The organism is Streptomyces sp. NBC_00523 (genome assembly GCF_036346615.1).
Taxonomy (GTDB): Bacteria; Actinomycetota; Actinomycetes; order Streptomycetales; family Streptomycetaceae; genus Streptomyces.
Genome location: NZ_CP107836.1, coordinates 4,950,124 through 4,966,348, shown reverse-complemented (window position 1 = coordinate 4,966,348; position 16,225 = coordinate 4,950,124). Strand labels below are relative to the sequence as shown.

14 protein-coding genes and 1 riboswitch are annotated in these 16,225 nt (G+C 69.5%); of the genes, 7 read left to right on the top strand and 7 right to left on the bottom strand.

Annotated features, from left to right (window positions below; translation table 11 throughout):
* Positions 1-4: 4 nt before the first annotated feature.
* The 3 genes from OHS17_RS22730 to OHS17_RS22720 form a co-directional block, all read right to left on the bottom strand.
* Positions 5-868, bottom strand: a complete 864-nt coding sequence (locus OHS17_RS22730) for a carbohydrate ABC transporter permease (RefSeq protein ID WP_330313637.1) — start codon at positions 866-868, stop codon at positions 5-7.
* Entirely contained in the window at positions 865-1,878 is a 1,014-nt protein-coding gene (locus OHS17_RS22725) for a carbohydrate ABC transporter permease (RefSeq protein ID WP_330313636.1), read from the bottom strand. The genes OHS17_RS22730 and OHS17_RS22725 overlap by 4 nt, the downstream gene beginning before the upstream one ends.
* 114 nt (positions 1,879-1,992) lie before the next feature.
* Positions 1,993-3,291: a sugar ABC transporter substrate-binding protein gene (locus tag OHS17_RS22720; protein WP_161207142.1), complete on the bottom strand. Its 1,299-nt coding sequence runs from the start codon at positions 3,289-3,291 to the stop codon at positions 1,993-1,995.
* A gap of 281 nt (positions 3,292-3,572) precedes the next feature.
* On the opposite strand from OHS17_RS22720, the gene OHS17_RS22715 reads away from it, so the two are divergent.
* From OHS17_RS22715 to OHS17_RS22695, 5 genes are all read left to right on the top strand, one after another.
* Positions 3,573-4,343 (top strand): GntR family transcriptional regulator, encoded by a 771-nt coding sequence (locus OHS17_RS22715; protein WP_018105573.1) that lies wholly within the window; start codon positions 3,573-3,575, stop codon positions 4,341-4,343.
* 241 nt (positions 4,344-4,584) lie between these two features.
* Entirely contained in the window at positions 4,585-4,839 is a 255-nt protein-coding gene (locus OHS17_RS22710) for a DUF3311 domain-containing protein (RefSeq protein WP_026171857.1), read from the top strand.
* A complete protein-coding gene (mctP, locus tag OHS17_RS22705; protein ID WP_018105571.1) occupies positions 4,836-6,452 on the top strand; it encodes a monocarboxylate uptake permease MctP in 1,617 nt (538 codons plus the stop codon). The genes OHS17_RS22710 and mctP overlap by 4 nt, the downstream gene beginning before the upstream one ends.
* 65 nt (positions 6,453-6,517) lie before the next feature.
* Positions 6,518-6,642, top strand: a riboswitch (cobalamin riboswitch).
* Between the two features lie 139 nt (positions 6,643-6,781).
* The gene (locus tag OHS17_RS22700; protein WP_330313635.1) at positions 6,782-9,178 is read left to right on the top strand and encodes a ribonucleoside-diphosphate reductase subunit alpha; all 2,397 of its coding nucleotides are present in this window, start codon (positions 6,782-6,784) and stop codon (positions 9,176-9,178) included.
* Positions 9,178-10,248, top strand: coding sequence for a ribonucleotide-diphosphate reductase subunit beta (locus OHS17_RS22695; RefSeq protein ID WP_018105569.1), 1,071 nt, complete (start codon positions 9,178-9,180; stop codon positions 10,246-10,248). Before OHS17_RS22700 ends, OHS17_RS22695 begins: the two co-directional genes overlap by 1 nt.
* Positions 10,249-10,257: 9 nt before the next feature.
* Here the strand turns inward: OHS17_RS22695 and OHS17_RS22690 are convergent, their stop codons facing one another.
* Positions 10,258-10,470, bottom strand: coding sequence for a hypothetical protein (locus OHS17_RS22690; protein ID WP_330313634.1), 213 nt, complete (start codon positions 10,468-10,470; stop codon positions 10,258-10,260).
* Positions 10,471-10,551: 81 nt separating this feature from the next.
* On the opposite strand from OHS17_RS22690, the gene OHS17_RS22685 reads away from it, so the two are divergent.
* Both OHS17_RS22685 and OHS17_RS22680 read left to right on the top strand, forming a co-directional pair.
* A complete protein-coding gene (locus tag OHS17_RS22685) occupies positions 10,552-11,526 on the top strand; it encodes a GlxA family transcriptional regulator (protein WP_330313633.1) in 975 nt (324 codons plus the stop codon).
* Between the two features lie 87 nt (positions 11,527-11,613).
* The gene (locus OHS17_RS22680) at positions 11,614-13,524 is read left to right on the top strand and encodes a family 20 glycosylhydrolase (RefSeq protein ID WP_330313632.1); all 1,911 of its coding nucleotides are present in this window, start codon (positions 11,614-11,616) and stop codon (positions 13,522-13,524) included.
* A 47-nt stretch (positions 13,525-13,571) separates the two neighbouring features.
* Here OHS17_RS22680 and OHS17_RS22675 read toward each other — a convergent pair whose 3' ends face one another.
* From OHS17_RS22675 to OHS17_RS22665, 3 genes are all read right to left on the bottom strand, one after another.
* The gene (locus OHS17_RS22675; protein WP_330313631.1) at positions 13,572-14,303 is read right to left on the bottom strand and encodes a D-Ala-D-Ala carboxypeptidase family metallohydrolase; all 732 of its coding nucleotides are present in this window, start codon (positions 14,301-14,303) and stop codon (positions 13,572-13,574) included.
* Between the two features lie 144 nt (positions 14,304-14,447).
* Positions 14,448-15,086 (bottom strand): peptide deformylase, encoded by a 639-nt coding sequence (def, locus tag OHS17_RS22670; RefSeq protein ID WP_073964049.1) that lies wholly within the window; start codon positions 15,084-15,086, stop codon positions 14,448-14,450.
* Positions 15,087-15,145: 59 nt separating this feature from the next.
* Complete coding sequence (locus OHS17_RS22665; RefSeq protein ID WP_018549909.1) at positions 15,146-16,138, bottom strand: tetratricopeptide repeat protein; 993 nt, start codon at positions 16,136-16,138, stop codon at positions 15,146-15,148.
* Between the last annotated feature and the right edge of the window lie 87 nt (positions 16,139-16,225).

The window sequence follows — 16,225 nt, the reverse complement described above, 5'->3', positions numbered from 1 at the left end:
GGCGTTATCCCTTCACGGCGCCGGAGGTGAGCCCCGCGGCCATCTTCTTCTGCACGAACATGAAGAAGATGACGACCGGAAGAGCGATCATGGTGGACGCCGCCATCAGGGCGCCGTAGTCCGTACCGCGCTCGCTGGTGAACGTCATCAGCCACACGTTGAGCGTGTACTTGGAGTTGTCGTTGATCAGGATGTAGGCGAAGAGGTACTCGTTCCACGCGTTCACCAGCGCGAAGATCGACGCGGCGGCCAGGCCGGGCGCGAGCAGCGGCAGGATCACGCGGCGGAAGGCGCCGAAGCGGGTGCACCCGTCCACCATGGCGGACTCCTCCAGCTCCACCGGGATGTTCACCACGAAGCCGCGGATCATGATCGTCGCGAACGGCAGCGTGGAGACCAGGTAGACGACGATGAGGCTCCAGTACTCATCGATGCCGCCCATGGCGTTGAGCTGGGCGTAGATCGGGATGAGCATCGCCGTGGGCGGCAGCATCTGGACCAGGATCATGATCAGGACCAGCGGCTTGCGGCCGAAGAAGCGGAACCGGCCGATGGCGAGGGCCGCCAGGGTGGCGATGATCATGCCGCCGACGACGGCGGTGATCGTGACGATCAGGCTGGACTGGACCGCGGTGCCGAAGTTCGGCTGGTCGACCGCCTTGACGAAGTTGTCGAAGGTGATCGAGGAGGGCCACAGGGTCTGGTCGTACGAGCGGATCTCGCGGCTGGGCCGCAGGGCGCTGACGACCAGCCAGTAGACCGGGAAGACCATGACCAGCGAGATGCAGAGGCCGAGGATGTTCAGGCCGACGCGGGTCTTCTTGCGGTCCGGGCGCAGGACCTGTGGTGTGTCGGTCGTGGTGCTCATTCGACCTCTCCCGTCTTCATGAGCTGGCGCAGGTAGTACACGGCCACCGCGGACAGCAGGATCACCGTGATCAGGGCGATCGCGGTGCCCTGGCTGAAGGAGGTGGACTCGAAGGCCTTCGAGTAGGAGTAGAGGCCGAGGGTCTCGTACTCGGGCTCGGGCTTGCTGCCGCGCAGCAGCCAGATCTGGCCGAAGACGTTGAAGTCCCAGATCACCGACAGCGTGGCGACCATGGAGAAGACCGGCTTGATGACCGGCCAGGTCACGTAGCGGTACACCCCGAAGCTGCTGGCGCCGTCGAGGGACGCGGCCTCCTCCAGTTCCTGCGGGACCTGGGTGAGGGCGGCGTACAGGGTCACGACGACGAAGGGGATGGCGCCCCAGACGACCAGCAGCGTGATGATCGCGAAGCCCTGGACCGGGTCGAGGTACCAGTTGTGGCCGAGCCAGTCGTCGCCGACGACCTTCGCGATGAGGGTGTTGATGAGGCCGTAGTCGGAGTCGGCCATGAACCGGAAGATGGAGGCGGCGACCATCAGCGGCATCGCCCAGGCGGCGATGAGGCAGAAGGTCAGGATGAGCCGCACCCAGTTGGACAGCCGGCGCATCAGCAGGGAGATCAGGAGACCGATGCCCATGGTCAGCGACACGCAGACGGCCATGAAGACGACGGTGCGGAAGGTCACCCACCAGAACTCGGAGTCACCGAGGATGTTGGTGAACTGGTCGAAGCCGACCCAGGGTGCGGGATCACCGGTCCACAGCTCGCGCCGGCCCATGTCCTGGAAGGACATGATGACGGTCTTGGCGAGCGGGTAGAGGTAGACGGCGGCGATCGCCACGATCGCCGGGAGGATCAGGAGGTAGGGCAGCAGTTCGCCCTTCTTCCGCTTCCTCTTCTGCTTCAGGGGTGCGTTGCCGCCCTCATCGGACAGCGGGCTCCCGTCCGCCTTGGGATCACGTGGTACGGGGACCGGTGGCCCGGCGGCCTTGGTATCGGCGGCAGTCACGTGGCTGACCTTCCATCGCGGGTCCGAGGCGGGCCCCGGATAACACGGCGTGCTTGAGCAAAAGGGGGCGGGGACCCGGCGCAGTGCCGGGCCCCCGCCTGGCGATCAGAAGGCTCAGGCCTTCTTGTTGATCAGTGCGTCGATCTCGCTGTCGGCCTTCTTGGTGGCGTCGGCGACGGACGTGCCCTTGAGGATCTTCAGGAGCATGTTCTCCAGAATCTCCTCCTTCTCGATGGAGGCCCAGCCCGGAGCGATCGGCGTGAACCAGGCGTCCGGCACCGCGTTGGCGATGGCGGCCGTCTCGGGCTTGGCCTTCAGCGGCTCAAGCTGCTTCTCGTTGTTCGGGAGGATGTTCTTCGACGCGAGGACGTCCATGGACTTCGCGTTGGTGAAGAGGGAGATCCACTCCTCGCCCAGGTCCTGGACCTTGGACTTGGAGATGGTGGCGAGGTCGGAGCCGCCGATGAAGGACGGGAGCGCCTTGCCGTTCGGGCCGGGCATACCGGCCGTGGCGATCTTGCCGTCGAGCTTCGGGTTGCCGTTGTCACCGGTGGTGACGCTGCCGGCCTCCCAGGCCTGGCCGTAGATGACCGCGGCCTTCTCGTTGGCCATGACGTTGGCGTGGTCCTGCTCGTCCTTCGTCTGGTCGGCCTTGTTGTACTTCTTGACCAGGTCGACGAAGTGCTGGATGCCCTTCTGCGCCTCGGGGGTGGAGAGGGTGGCCTTCCACTCCTTCGAGCCCTCGTCGTACTTCGCGATCTGGCCGCCCTCGGCCGCGACGTAGGACATGGCGGCGTACCAGTAACGGCCCGGGTAGTACAGGGACGAGGCGCGCTTGTCCTTCTTCGCGAGCTCGGCCTGGACCTTGTCCATCGCCTTGAGGAAGTCGTCCTCGTTCTGCGGGAGGACGTCGCTGCCGGTACCGGCCTTCAGCATGTCCTTGTTGTAGACCGCGAGGCGGGCTGAGGCGTAGTAAGGAACGCAGTAGATCTTGCCCTCGTAGGAGCAGGTGTCCTTCAGACCCTTGATCCAGGTGTCCGAGTTCTCGTACTTCGAGGTGTCGATCTCGCCGAGCGCGCCGTTGAGGATGTACTGCATGGTCTCGGTGTTGCCGAGTTCGACAACGTCCGGGAACTTGTCGCCACCGAGGGAGGTGTCGAGCTTCTTGACCTTGTCAGCCCAGCCCTGGTACTGGATCTTGACGTTGACGTTCGGGTACTTCTTCTTGAACTGGGCGTTGACGTCCTTCACCAGTTCGGGCCAGGTCGACTGGGCCTCGCCCATGAGCCAGACAGTCAGGTCTTCCTTGCGGTCCTTCGGGTCCTTCGAGGACGTCTTGTCGTCCGAACCACACGCCGCGATGGAAACCAACATGCCCGCGACGCCGATCGCCGCGATGAGCTTGCGCTTCACGCCACCCTCCTCAGGGATGCTGCAACCCCCTCCCCACCGCGCGAGAACGTCGACGAGTACCTCTGGGGCTGGGACCTGGTCTTTAATGGTTTAGACCAGTACCGGGAGCTTGGCCTAGACCTTTAGGGGTGTCAAGGGTGTATAAGAAGTGCACTCGCGTCCGTTATAGGACCGACACCTGAGGGAGGGCGACGAGCCGTGACCGGACCGTGCCACCATGTGAGCCGCGACAGACGGAGGAGCCGGTGACGGCAGCAACGCAGCAGTCGGGAAGGCGGGCCATGGGCGCCGACGGGGGCAGTTCGGAGAACGAGACGGGCGCGGGCGCCGGGACGCGCACCGCGCGCGTACCCAAGTACTACCGGCTGAAGCGACATCTCCTCGACATGACGGACACCATGCCGCCGGGCACCCCCGTCCCCCCGGAACGGACCCTGGCGGCCGAGTTCGACACCTCGCGCACCACCGTGCGCCAGGCGCTCCAGGAGCTGGTCGTCGAGGGCCGGCTGGAACGCATCCAGGGCAAGGGCACCTTCGTCGCCAAGCCGAAGGTCTCCCAGGCCCTCCAACTCACCTCGTACACCGAGGACATGCGCGCCCAGGGCCTCGAACCGACCTCGCAGCTCCTGGACATCGGCTACGTCACCGCCGACGACACCCTCGCCGGACTGCTCGACATCAGCGCCGGCGGCCGGGTCCTGCGCATCGAGCGCCTGCGCCTGGCGAGCGGTGAGCCGATGGCCATCGAGACCACGCACCTCTCGGCCAAGCGCTTTCCCGCGCTGCGCCGTTCACTGGTCAAGTACACCTCGCTCTACACCGCACTCTCCGAGGTGTACGACGTCCGGCTGGCGGAGGCCGAGGAGACCATCGAGACCTCCCTGGCCACCCCGCGCGAGGCCGGGCTGCTCGGCACCGACGTGGGCCTGCCGATGCTGATGCTCTCCCGCCACTCGCTGGACGAGCAGGGCGAACCGGTCGAGTGGGTGCGCTCGGTCTACCGCGGCGACCGCTACAAGTTCGTGGCCCGCCTGAAGCGTCCGCTGGACTGACCCGTCGTACGCATGTGCTCCGCGAACGGCCCCCGGAACCGCCTCCGGGGGCCGTTCGGCGTTCCCGCCACCCGGCTTGGACTGGACCAACCCCCGGACGTTTGCGGCCATTGGGGCCATCCGCCCGTCCCCTGACGACCGTTGCCGGACCGCAATGCGGACGGGGGGTGACGGTGGCCGGATGACTCGCCTAGATTTCCTGCGCATTACAGGTGATCAGCGAGGGGACGGAGTCGCCGCCATGGCGGAAGAACCAGAAGGAAAGCCACCGACGGTCACACCGTTGCGGGTGGTCATCGCCCTGTGTCTCATCGCGCCGTTCGTGGCGATGCTCTGGGTGAGTTCGTACGCGAAGGTCGACCCGGCCTTCATCGGCATCCCGTTCTTCTACTGGTACCAGATGCTCTGGGTGCTGATCTCCACCGCGCTCACCATGATCGCGTACAAGCTGTGGCAGCGTGACCAGCGCGCCCGCAAGGGGGGTGCGTCGGCATGAAGGACGGCGTGAACGGCGTCGCGCTCGGCGTCTTCATCTTCTTCTTCCTGGCCGTCACGGTCATGGGCTTCCTGGCCGCCCGCTGGCGCAAGGCCGAGAACGAGGCCACGCTCGACGAATGGGGCCTGGGCGGACGGTCGTTCGGCACCTGGGTCACCTGGTTCCTGCTCGGCGGCGACCTCTACACCGCGTACACCTTCGTCGCCGTACCCGCGGCGATCTACGCGGCGGGCGCGGCCGGCTTCTTCGCGGTGCCCTACACCATCCTGGTGTACCCGCTGATCTTCACCTTCCTGCCCCGCCTGTGGTCGGTCTCGCACAAGCACGGGTACGTCACCACCTCGGACTTCGTCCGCGGCCGGTTCGGCTCGAAGGGTCTTTCGCTGGCCGTCGCGGTCACCGGCATCCTCGCCACCATGCCGTACATCGCGCTCCAGCTCGTCGGCATCCAGGCGGTGCTGGACGTGATGGGCGTCGGCGGCGGCGAGAACACCAACTGGTTCGTCAAGGACCTGCCGCTGCTGATCGCGTTCGCGGTGCTCGCCGCGTACACCTACTCCTCGGGGCTGCGGGCGCCCGCGCTGATCGCGTTCGTCAAGGACGGGCTGATCTACCTGGTCATCGCCGTCGCGATCATCTACATCCCGATCAAGCTCGGCGGCTTCGACGACATCTTCGCCTCCGCCCAGGACAAGTTCACCAAGGCGGGCGCGGGCGGCCTCGCACCCGCCGCGGCCGGTCAGTGGGGATACGCGACCCTGGCGCTCGGGTCCGCCCTGGCGCTGTTCATGTATCCGCACTCGATCACGGCGACGCTCTCCAGCCGCAGCCGTGAGGTGATCCGCCGCAACACCACGATCCTGCCGCTGTACTCGCTGATGCTGGGCCTGCTCGCGCTGCTCGGCTTCATGGCGATCGCCGCCGGCGTCAAGGTGGACAACGGCCAGCTGGCCATCCCGCAGCTGTTCGAAAACATGTTCCCCGACTGGTTCGCGGGGGTGGCGTTCGCCGCGATCGGCATCGGCGCCCTGGTGCCGGCCGCGATCATGTCGATCGCCGCGGCGAACCTGTTCACGCGCAACATCTACAAGGACTTCCTGAAGCCGGACGCGACGCCCGAGCAGGAGACCAAGGTCTCCAAGCTGGTGTCGCTGCTGGTCAAGGTCGGCGCGCTCGCCTTCGTCCTCACCATGGACAAGACCGTCGCGATCAACTTCCAGCTGCTCGGCGGAATCTGGATCCTCCAGACGATGCCGGCCCTGGTCGGCGGCCTGTTCACCCGGTGGTTCCACCGCTGGGCGCTGCTGGCCGGCTGGGCGGTCGGCATGATCTACGGTACGGCTGCCGCGTACGGGGTCGCGAGCCCGACGCAGAAGCACTTCGGCGGGTCCTCCAAGGAGATCCCGGGCCTCGGTGAGATCGGCTACATCGGCCTCACCGCGTTCGTGCTGAACGTCGTGGTCGTCATCGTCCTCACCTTCGTCCTGAACGCGGTCAAGGCCCCCGCCGGGACCGACGAGACCTCTCCGGGTGACTACACCGCGGACGTGGGCGACGCGGGCGTCCAGGAGAAGCTGCCGCCGGCCACGGCGGGAGCCCCGGGCGGTCACTGACCGCACACCTTTACGCCTCGCGACACAACATGTGGGGGCTGCCCGACAGGGCGGCCCCCACATGTATGCTCGTGCTCGCTGTCGCCGCAGGGGAATCCGGTGCGAATCCGGAACTGTCCCGCAACGGTGTGATCGGTGTGCTTTCGCGCACCCGTGGAGTCCGAGGACCTGCCGACGGCGCATCCGGCTCGACCGAACCGGATGCCCAGACGTCCGGGCCTCGTGGATGGGCCGGTGGACGCCGCACGGAGTGCCGCCCGGCCGGGCCCGCTCCTGCCCGGCTGCCCCCGCTCCCCGCCGGCCCAGAGCCGAGCGAGGGAGAGCACCACGTGACCATCGCGCCAGCCGATCCGGTTTCAGCGGCCGAAGCAGCGGGGACCGAGAGCGACGGACCGGGCACCGCACTGCTGCGGACCCTGACCGACCTCACCGCCGACCTGCCCGACACCGACCCCGGCCGCGTCGCCGCCGCCGCCCTGCGCGGCCGCAACGCCCGGTCGGACGAGGCGGAGCTGCGCTCGCTGGCCACCGAGGCCGCGGCGGGCCTCATCTCCGAGGACCCCGCCTACTCCCGCCTCGCCGCCCGGCTGCTCACCCGGACCGTCGCGGACGAGGCCGCCGGGCAGGGCGCCACCTCGTTCTCGGCCTCGGTCGCCGTGGGCCACCGTGAGGGCCTGATCGCGGACCGGACCGCCGAGTTCGTCACGCTGCACGCCACCGCCCTGGACGCCCTGGTCGAGCGGTCCCTCGCGGACGGGGCGGACGACCGCTTCGGGTACTTCGGGCTGCGCACCCTGCACAGCCGCTACCTGCTGCGCCACCCGATCACCCGCCAGGTCATCGAGACCCCCCAGCACTTCATGCTCCGGGTCGCCGCCGGGCTCGCCGAGGACACCTCCGAGCGGGCGCTGGACGAGGTCGCGGCGCTGTACGGGCTGATGAGCCGGCTGGACTACCTGCCGTCCTCGCCGACGCTCTTCAACTCCGGCACCCGCCACCCGCAGATGTCGTCCTGCTATCTGCTGGACTCGCCGCTGGACGAGCTGGACTCGATCTACGACCGCTACCACCAGGTGGCCCGGCTGTCGAAGCACGCGGGCGGCATCGGCCTCTCGTACTCCCGCATCCGCGCCCGGGGCTCCCTGATCCGGGGCACCAACGGGCACTCCAACGGCATCGTGCCGTTCCTCAAGACGCTGGACGCCTCCGTCGCCGCCGTGAACCAGGGCGGCCGCCGCAAGGGCGCCGCCGCGGTCTACCTGGAGACCTGGCACGCGGACATCGAGGAGTTCCTGGAGCTCCGCGACAACACGGGCGAGGACCAGCGCCGCACGCACAACCTGAACCTGGCGCACTGGATCCCGGACGAGTTCATGCGCCGCGTCGACGCGGACGGGACCTGGTCGCTGTTCTCCCCGGCGGACGTGCCCGAGCTGACCGATCTGTGGGGCGACGACTTCGACGCCGCGTACCGGGCGGCCGAGGCGAAGGGCCTGGCCCGCAAGACCATGCCGGCCCGTGAGCTGTACGGCCGGATGATGCGGACCCTGGCGCAGACCGGGCAGGGCTGGATGACGTTCAAGGACGCCTCCAACCGCACGGCGAACCAGACCGCCGAGCCGGGCAGGGTCGTGCACTCCTCGAACCTGTGCACCGAGATCCTGGAGGTCACCGACGACGGCGAGACGGCCGTCTGCAACCTCGGCTCGGTCAACCTCGGCGCGTTCGTGGACGGCGGCTCGATCGACTGGGAGCGCCTGGACGCCACCGTGCGGACCGCGGTGACCTTCCTCGACCGGGTCGTGGACATCAACTTCTACCCGACCGAGCAGGCCGGGCGCTCCAACGCCCGCTGGCGGCCGGTGGGCCTGGGCGCGATGGGTCTCCAGGACGTCTTCTTCCAGCTGCGGCTGCCGTTCGACTCCCCCGAGGCCCGGGCGCTCTCCACGAAGATCGCCGAGCGCATCATGCTCGCCGCGTACGAGGCGTCCTGCGACCTCGCCGAGCGGTCCGGCCCGCTGCCCGCCTGGTCCGAGACCCGGGCCGCGCGCGGGGTGCTGCACCCCGACCACTACGACGCGGAGCTGAACTGGCCGGAGCGCTGGGACGCGCTGCGCGCCCGGATCGCGACGACCGGGATGCGCAACTCGCTGCTCCTGGCCATCGCCCCGACCGCGACGATCGCCTCGATCGCGGGCGTCTACGAGTGCATCGAGCCCCAGGTCTCGAACCTCTTCAAGCGGGAGACCCTGAGCGGGGAGTTCCTCCAGGTCAACGGCTATCTGGTGGACGAGCTGAAGCGGCTCGGCGTGTGGGACGCGCGGACGCGTGAGGCGCTGCGCGAGGCGAACGGCTCGGTGCAGGGCTTCGCCTGGATCCCGGCGGACGTGCGGGCGCTGTACCGCACCGCGTGGGAGATCCCGCAGCGCGGCCTGATCGACATGGCGGCGGCCCGTACGCCGTTCCTGGACCAGAGCCAGTCGCTCAACCTGTTCCTGGAGACGCCGACGATCGGCAAGCTCTCCTCGATGTACGCGTACGCCTGGAAGCAGGGCCTGAAGACGACGTACTACCTGCGGTCGCGTCCGGCGACCCGGATCGCCCGTGCCGCGTCCGGCCAGGCGGCGGCCGCCGCCCCCATCCCCGTACAGCAGGCGCAGGCGCCCGACGCGGACGCCATCGCCTGCTCCCTGGAAAACCCCGAGTCCTGCGAGGCCTGCCAGTAATGACCGCCGCCCACCCGTCGCCCGACCACCGCCCCTCAACGACGGCGCTCCGCACCGACACCCCCGCTTCAAAGAACCTGCTCGACCCGGGCTTCGAACTGACCCTGCGGCCGATGCGCTACCCGGACTTCTACGAGCGCTACCGGGACGCGATCAAGAACACCTGGCACGTCGAGGAGGTGGACCTCCACTCGGACGTGGCGGACCTCGCCAAGATGACGCCCGCCGAGCAGCACCTGATCGGACGCCTCGTGGCGTTCTTCGCGACCGGTGACTCGATCGTCGCGAACAACCTGGTGCTGACGCTGTACAAGCACATCAACTCCCCCGAGGCGCGGCTGTATCTGTCGCGGCAGCTGTTCGAGGAGGCCGTGCACGTCCAGTTCTATCTGACGCTGCTCGACACCTATCTGCCCGACCCGGACGACCGCGCGGCGGCGTTCGCGGCGGTGGAGAACATCCCGTCCATCCGCGAGAAGGCGCAGTTCTGCTTCCGCTGGATGGACTCGGTGGAGAAGATCGACCGGCTGGAGTCGAAGGCGGACCGCCGCCGCTTCCTGCTGAACCTGATCTGCTTCGCGGCGTGCATCGAGGGGCTGTTCTTCTACGGCGCCTTCGCGTACGTGTACTGGTTCCGTTCGCGCGGGCTGCTGCACGGCCTCGCCACGGGGACCAACTGGGTCTTCCGCGACGAGACCATGCACATGAACTTCGCGTTCGAGGTCGTGGACACGGTCCGCAAGGAGGAGCCGGAGCTCTTCGACGACGCCCTCCAGCAGCAGGTCACCGACATGCTGAAGGAGGCCGTCGAGGCGGAGCTGCAGTTCGGCCGCGACCTGTGCGGCGACGGGCTGCCCGGCATGAACACCGAGTCGATGCGCGAGTACCTGGAGTGCGTCGCCGACCAGCGGCTCACCCGGCTCGGTTTCCCGGCGGTGTACGGATCGCAGAACCCGTTCTCGTTCATGGAGCTCCAGGGGGTCCAGGAGCTCACGAACTTCTTCGAGCGGCGCCCGTCGGCGTACCAGGTGGCTGTCGAGGGCACGGTCGGCTTCGACGACGACTTCTAGGCGGAAGGGCTAGATCCTCGCCCAGCTTCTGACGTACGGACGCCGTGCGGCCCCCACCGGCCGCGCGGCGTCCGCCGTTCGCGGTGGGCGTGTGCTCCGGTCCTGTTCCGCTTCGCGCAGCTCGCGGTCGATGCGGCGCTCGCGGGCGGCACCGATGAGCGCCGGCAGCAGGACGAGGACGAAAAGTGCGGAAATGCCGAGGAAGTTCTGGAATGTGTTCATGCCTCTACTGTCCTCGTTCCGGCGAGGAAGCGGCAGTGGCAGGACTGTCATAGGGCATCGAATTACTGCCACACTGGGTCCATGCTGAACAATGTCGCCGCCCTGATGCTCGATGACGTCCATCCCTTCGAACTCGGCGTGCTCTGCGAGGTGTTCGGCCTCGACCGCAGCGACGAGGGCCTGCCGGTGCACGATTTCGCGGTGGTCTCCGGCGAGGGGCCCGAGCTGCGGACCCACGCCGGGTTCACCATCAGCACCCCCTACGGTCTCGACCGGCTGGAGGAGGCCGACCTCGTCGCCGTACCGGCCGGCAGCCGCTTCGGGGACCGCGAGTTCCCCGAGGAGGTGCTGGACGCCCTGCGCCGGGCCGTGGAGCGGGGCGCCCGGGTGCTCAGCGTCTGCTCGGGGGCGTACCTCCTGGGCGCGGCCGGGCTGCTTGACGGCCGCCGCTGCACCACGCACTGGCGGCACGCCGACGACCTGGCCCGCCGCTTCCCCGAGGCCGCCGTCGAGCCGGACGTGCTGTACGTGGAGGACGGGCCGGTCACCACGTCGGCGGGGACGGCGGCGGGGATCGACGCCTGCCTGCACCTGGTCCGCCAGGCGTACGGACCCGCCGCCGCCAACACCATCGCCCGGCGGATGGTGGTGCCGCCGCACCGGGACGGCGGGCAGGCGCAGTACATCCAGCGGCCGCTGCCGCGCACCCGGTGCGACACCGTGGGCGACACGCTGGCCTGGATGGAGCGCCACCTCGACCGCGAGATGACCGTCGAACAGCTCGCGGACCGGGCCCACATGTCGCCGCGTACCTTCGCCCGCCGCTTCCAGCAGGAGACCGGGACCACTCCGTACCGCTGGCTGCTGCGCCAGCGCGTCCTGCTGGCCCAGCACCTCCTGGAGACATCGGACGAAACCATCGACACCATCGCCGACCGGACCGGCTTCGGGACGGCGGCGGCGCTGCGCCACCAGTTCGTCCGGGCGCTGGACACCACGCCACAGGCGTACCGGCGCACCTTCCGGGGGCCCTCCGCCATCGTCGAGGCCGCCTGAGGCGAGCGGGGCACATCCGATCATTCGTCCAACCGGTCGCACGACCTGTCCATGGACCGGGCCTTCGCGCGCGTCAGGGTCGATGCCATGGACATGCAGAAGGCAAGACGAAGGACCATCGGGGCCGTGGTGACCGCGCTCGCCGCCGCCCTGCTCCCCTGGCAGACCGCCGCGGCCCAGGCGGCCCCGGCGACCGCTCCCCCGCCGGAGGTGCTGCCCACGCTGCGCCAGTGGCAGCCGGGCAGCGGGGAGTTCGTCCTCACCGGCCGGACCAGGATCGTGCTGGACGGGGTGCGCGAGCGGCGTACGGCCGACGACGCGGCCCGGTTCGCCGGTGAGCTGGAAGGCAGGCAGCAGGTGTCCCGGGGCCGGGCGCGTGCCGGGGACATCGTGCTGCGCCAGGACGCCTCGCTGAAGGGCTCGCTCGGGGCGGAGGGCTACCGGCTGGAGGTCGGCGACCGGGTCACGGTCACGGCGGCCACCTCGGCGGGCGTGTTCTACGGCTCGCGCACCGTGCTGCAACTGCTGAATGACGACGGGCGGGCCGCGCACGGCTCGGCGACCGACGTGCCCGCGTACCGGGAACGCGGGGTCGGGGTCTGCGCCTGCTACATCAACGTGTCGCTGCCCTGGTTCGAGCGGCTGATGAAGGACATGGCGTCCCAGAAGCTCAACCAGCTCTGGATCGAGGCGAAGGTCCGCAGCGACACCGACCCCGAGTCGGCGTTCTGGGGCTACTACACCAAGCCGCAGATCCGTGTCCTCGCCGCGACGGCGAAGAAGTACCACATCGACCTGGTCCCGGAGATCAACTCCCCCGGCCACATGGACCCCTACCTGGAGAACCACCCCGAGCTCCAGCTCAAGGACAAGGACGGCACGGCCTCCGCGCCCCGCCTGGACATCTCGCGGCCCGAGGCGCTGACGTACTACACCTCACTGGTCGACGAGGCCCTGGACGTCTGGGGCACCGACACCTGGCACATGGGCGCCGACGAATACATGCTCGGCTCCTCCTACCCGGACTATCCGCAGCTCCAGGCGGCGGCCGTCGCGAAGTTCGGCGCGTCGGCCACCCCGGACGACCTGTTCGTGGACTTCATCAACCAGGTGAACGCCCATGTGAAGAAGCAGGGGCGCTCGCTGCGCATCTGGAACGACGGCCTGCTCGGCCGCAACACGCTCGTCCCGCTGGACCGTGACATCACCGTCGAGCACTGGCTCGGCGGCGGCGCCATCCAGCAGCCGTCCGCCCTGCTCGCCGAGGGCCGCCCGGTGATGAACTCCGCCTACGCGCTCTACCTGGTGCGCGGCGGCTACACCACCAAGACCCAGGAGCTGTACGAGAGCGACTGGACGCCCCTGCGCTTCGAGGGCGAGACGCTGCCCGCCGCGGCGGCGAACCTGACCGGCGCGAAGATCAGCCTGTGGCCGGACAGCGCGGCGGCCGAGACCGAGAACGAGGTCGAGGCGAAGGTCTTCATGCCGCTGCGCTTCCTCGCCCAGGCCACCTGGGGCGGCCCGAAGCCCAGCCCGACGTACGCCGGTTTCGAGGCCATGGCCCGCCGCATCGGGCACGCCCCTGGCTGGGCCAACACCGACCGCGCCCCGCTGGCCGACGGCACCTACCGGCTGACGTCCGGCGCGAAGGCGCTGGCCCCGGCCGCGGACTCCGGGGTCGCCCTGGTGAAGGGCGCGAAGGCGGCCTGGACGCTCACCGCGACCGCCGACGGCTACTACACGGTCCGCTCGGCGGACGGGCTGTGCCTGGACGCGGTGCGCGGCAAGAAGTACCTGGGCGCGCCGCTGGAGGTGGGCGCCGGACTGTCGCTCGGGGCCTGCTCGGCGGACGCGCGCACCCAGCGCTGGCAGCTGGACGCGGGCCACGGGGCGTTCGTCCTGCGCAACGCGATCTCGCAGCTGCGCCTGACCGAGCGCCCCTCGGACGGAGCGGCGGTCCAGACGACGGGCGGCACCCCGCTGCGCGCCGGGGCGTAACCACGCGAGTGGGGCCCGCCGGTGACCGGCGGGCCCCACCGCACGGCTCAGATACCGCAGTTGGGCGCCGACCAGTAGTGGCTGGGGCCCTGGTTCACGTGGACGTGGTCGTTGTGGTCCGGGTAGCCCGGGCCGAGGATCCCGTTGAACCCGTGGTTGCGGGCCTCCTTGGCGAGCGTGCAGAACGCGATCCCGCCGAGGTCGGCCGCGTCACCGTACATGTGACGGCTGTTCGAGGCCCCGCCCACGGCGCTGTTGCAGGACGCCGAGCGGAAGCCGCTGTTGATGTTGATGGGCCGGTCGCCGAGCGCGTGGCGCAGCGCCTCCAGCTTCCACATGGTGCTCAGCGCGTTGGCCTTGGCGGTGGCCGCCGAGACCGCGCCGCCCGACCAGGTGCTGTTGCACCGGTTCATCTCGGCGTACGTGAAGTGCGCCGGGGTGCAGTCGTTGTCCTGGAGGGCGTAGATCTTGGCCTGGGTGGCAGGGCCCGCGATGCCGTCGGCGGCCAGCCCGTAGGCGGCCTGGAAGCGCTTGACGGCGGCGGTGGTGGCGGGGCCGTACGAGCCGTCGATGGCCAGGACCGAGTTGTAGCCGGGGTATCCGGCCACTCGGATCTGGAGCTGCTTCACGTCGTTGCCGGTGGCGCCGGACTGCAGGGTGCGGGTCCAGGTGTAGCAGCCGTCGGCGTGCGCGGTGCCTGCGGTCACCACGGCACCGCCCAGCGCAAAAGCCATGGTCATGACAAGGCTGAGCAGGAGTCGTGCGGAACGTCTGATCACGGGGGCTCCCTACCGCTGTCGAAGGTGTGGTGCACGAGCCTGTCGGATGCGGCGGAGTCCGTCAACTACGCGTGTAGAAACGGCGGTTGTCGGAGAAACGAACACGGCGCGGGCCGGGGCCCGCGCCGCGTCCGCCGCAACGGATCAGTCGTTCGGGACGACCTCGTAGCGCGGGGTGTTCTCGGCCATCTGCCGCAGCGCGTCCTTGCGCTCGCGCTTGGAGAGCCGGTCGATGTACAGGTAGCCGTACAGGTGGTCCGTCTCGTGCTGGAGGCAGCGCGCGAAGTAGCCCGTGCCGCGCACCCGGACCGGATTGCCCTTCGCGTCCTGCCCGCGCACCACCGCGTAGTCCGGGCGGGCCAGCTTGGCGTACGCCGTCGGCACGGAGAGGCAGCCCTCGCCGGAGTCGTCCAGGACCCGCGCCTCGGGCGGCAGCTCCTCCAGGACCGGGTTGCAGATGGCGCCGACGTGCCGGACGCCCTCGTCGTCGGGGCAGTCGTAGACGAAGACCTTGAGGTCCACGCCGATCTGGTTGGCGGCCAGGCCGACGCCCTCCGCCGTGCGCTGGCTCGCGAACATGTCGTCGATCAGCGCGGCCAGCTCGTCGCCGAACTCCGTGACGTCCTTGCACTCCTTGTGCAGGACCGGGTTGCCCACGACCGTGATCGGGCGGGAGGTACCGCGCTCGCGGTGTGCCGTCTCGCGCGCCTCACAGTCCTCGGTGTCGATGAGGAAACCCTCCTCGTCGACGCTGACCTGCTCGTCCGTCTCCTGCTGCGCCATGTCCGCCGTACGCCTTCCTCAAAACCCGAATCGGTGCGTACACAGACTACGGGCAGCGCTCAGCAGACTTCTTCGAGATCGCGCCACTCGCGGCTGTCCGGGCTGTCCGCCACCCAGCCGTCCAGCAGCCCGCGCACCAGACCGGCCGGGGCCGCGAGGCCGCATTCACGCTCCGGCACCCACAGCTCACCGGCCGTGCGGTGGCCCAGCGGGCCCGGGTGCCCCGGCTCGCTGTGGTCGTGCGGGTCCAGGTGCTCGCCGTCGCCCTCGTCGCTCTCCATCCGGCTCTCCGAACAGGAACGGCACAGCAGCCGCACCGACGAGGACCAGTCCTCGGCGGCGAAGCCCGCGTCCGAGGCCAGCTGCTCCAGCGCGTCCCGGTCCGCCTCCGTGGCGGCCTCAAGGAGCACCACCCAGGTCGGCACGGGCGACGGGGCCCACAGCTCGATCTCGTCGAACACCGGGTAGGACGGGCCCGCCGCGGTGATCCGTTCGCCGTTCGGCACCCCGTCGTGCAGCACGACCTCGCCCCAGCGCCGCCCGGACGACGGCAGCGGGATCGACAGCACCTCTATGCGGGCCGGGTCGAGCCGGCGGCCCCACACGACCTCGGCCTCGCCCTCCGGCGACAGCCGTACCGCCGCGCTGCCCAGCTCCATGCCCACCGGCTCGCTGCCCGCGGCCGGGGTCTGCTGCCCGCCGCCGGGGACCTTCAGGCCGTACGCCTGCCAGGCGCGGCGCGCCAGCGGCCAGTCCTGGAGGGCGGTCGCGGCGATGCCCACGTTCCACCAGTCCGGCGCCCCGGACTCCTTGTCGAGCAGGGCGACGGCCCGCAGCCCGGCGGCCCTCGCCTGCTCCCAGTCGTGCCGGAATTTGTGCAGCAGCGCCAGGTTGAACCATGACTCGGAGAGCCAGGGCTCCAGGTCCGCCGCGCGCGTCAGCAGCGCCCCCGCGTCCTCGTACCGGCCGTCGCCGATCAGCGTGAACGCGCGGTCCGTGGCCTGCCGCCAAGAGGCGGACGGCCGATGCCGTACCTTCCCGAAGATCCTCACGATTCCCGCCTGTCCCGACTGGACACCCTCGTTCTACCGCTCTCTTCGCATCCAACCATGCCGGGCCCGGGGCCCGCTCATTACCCA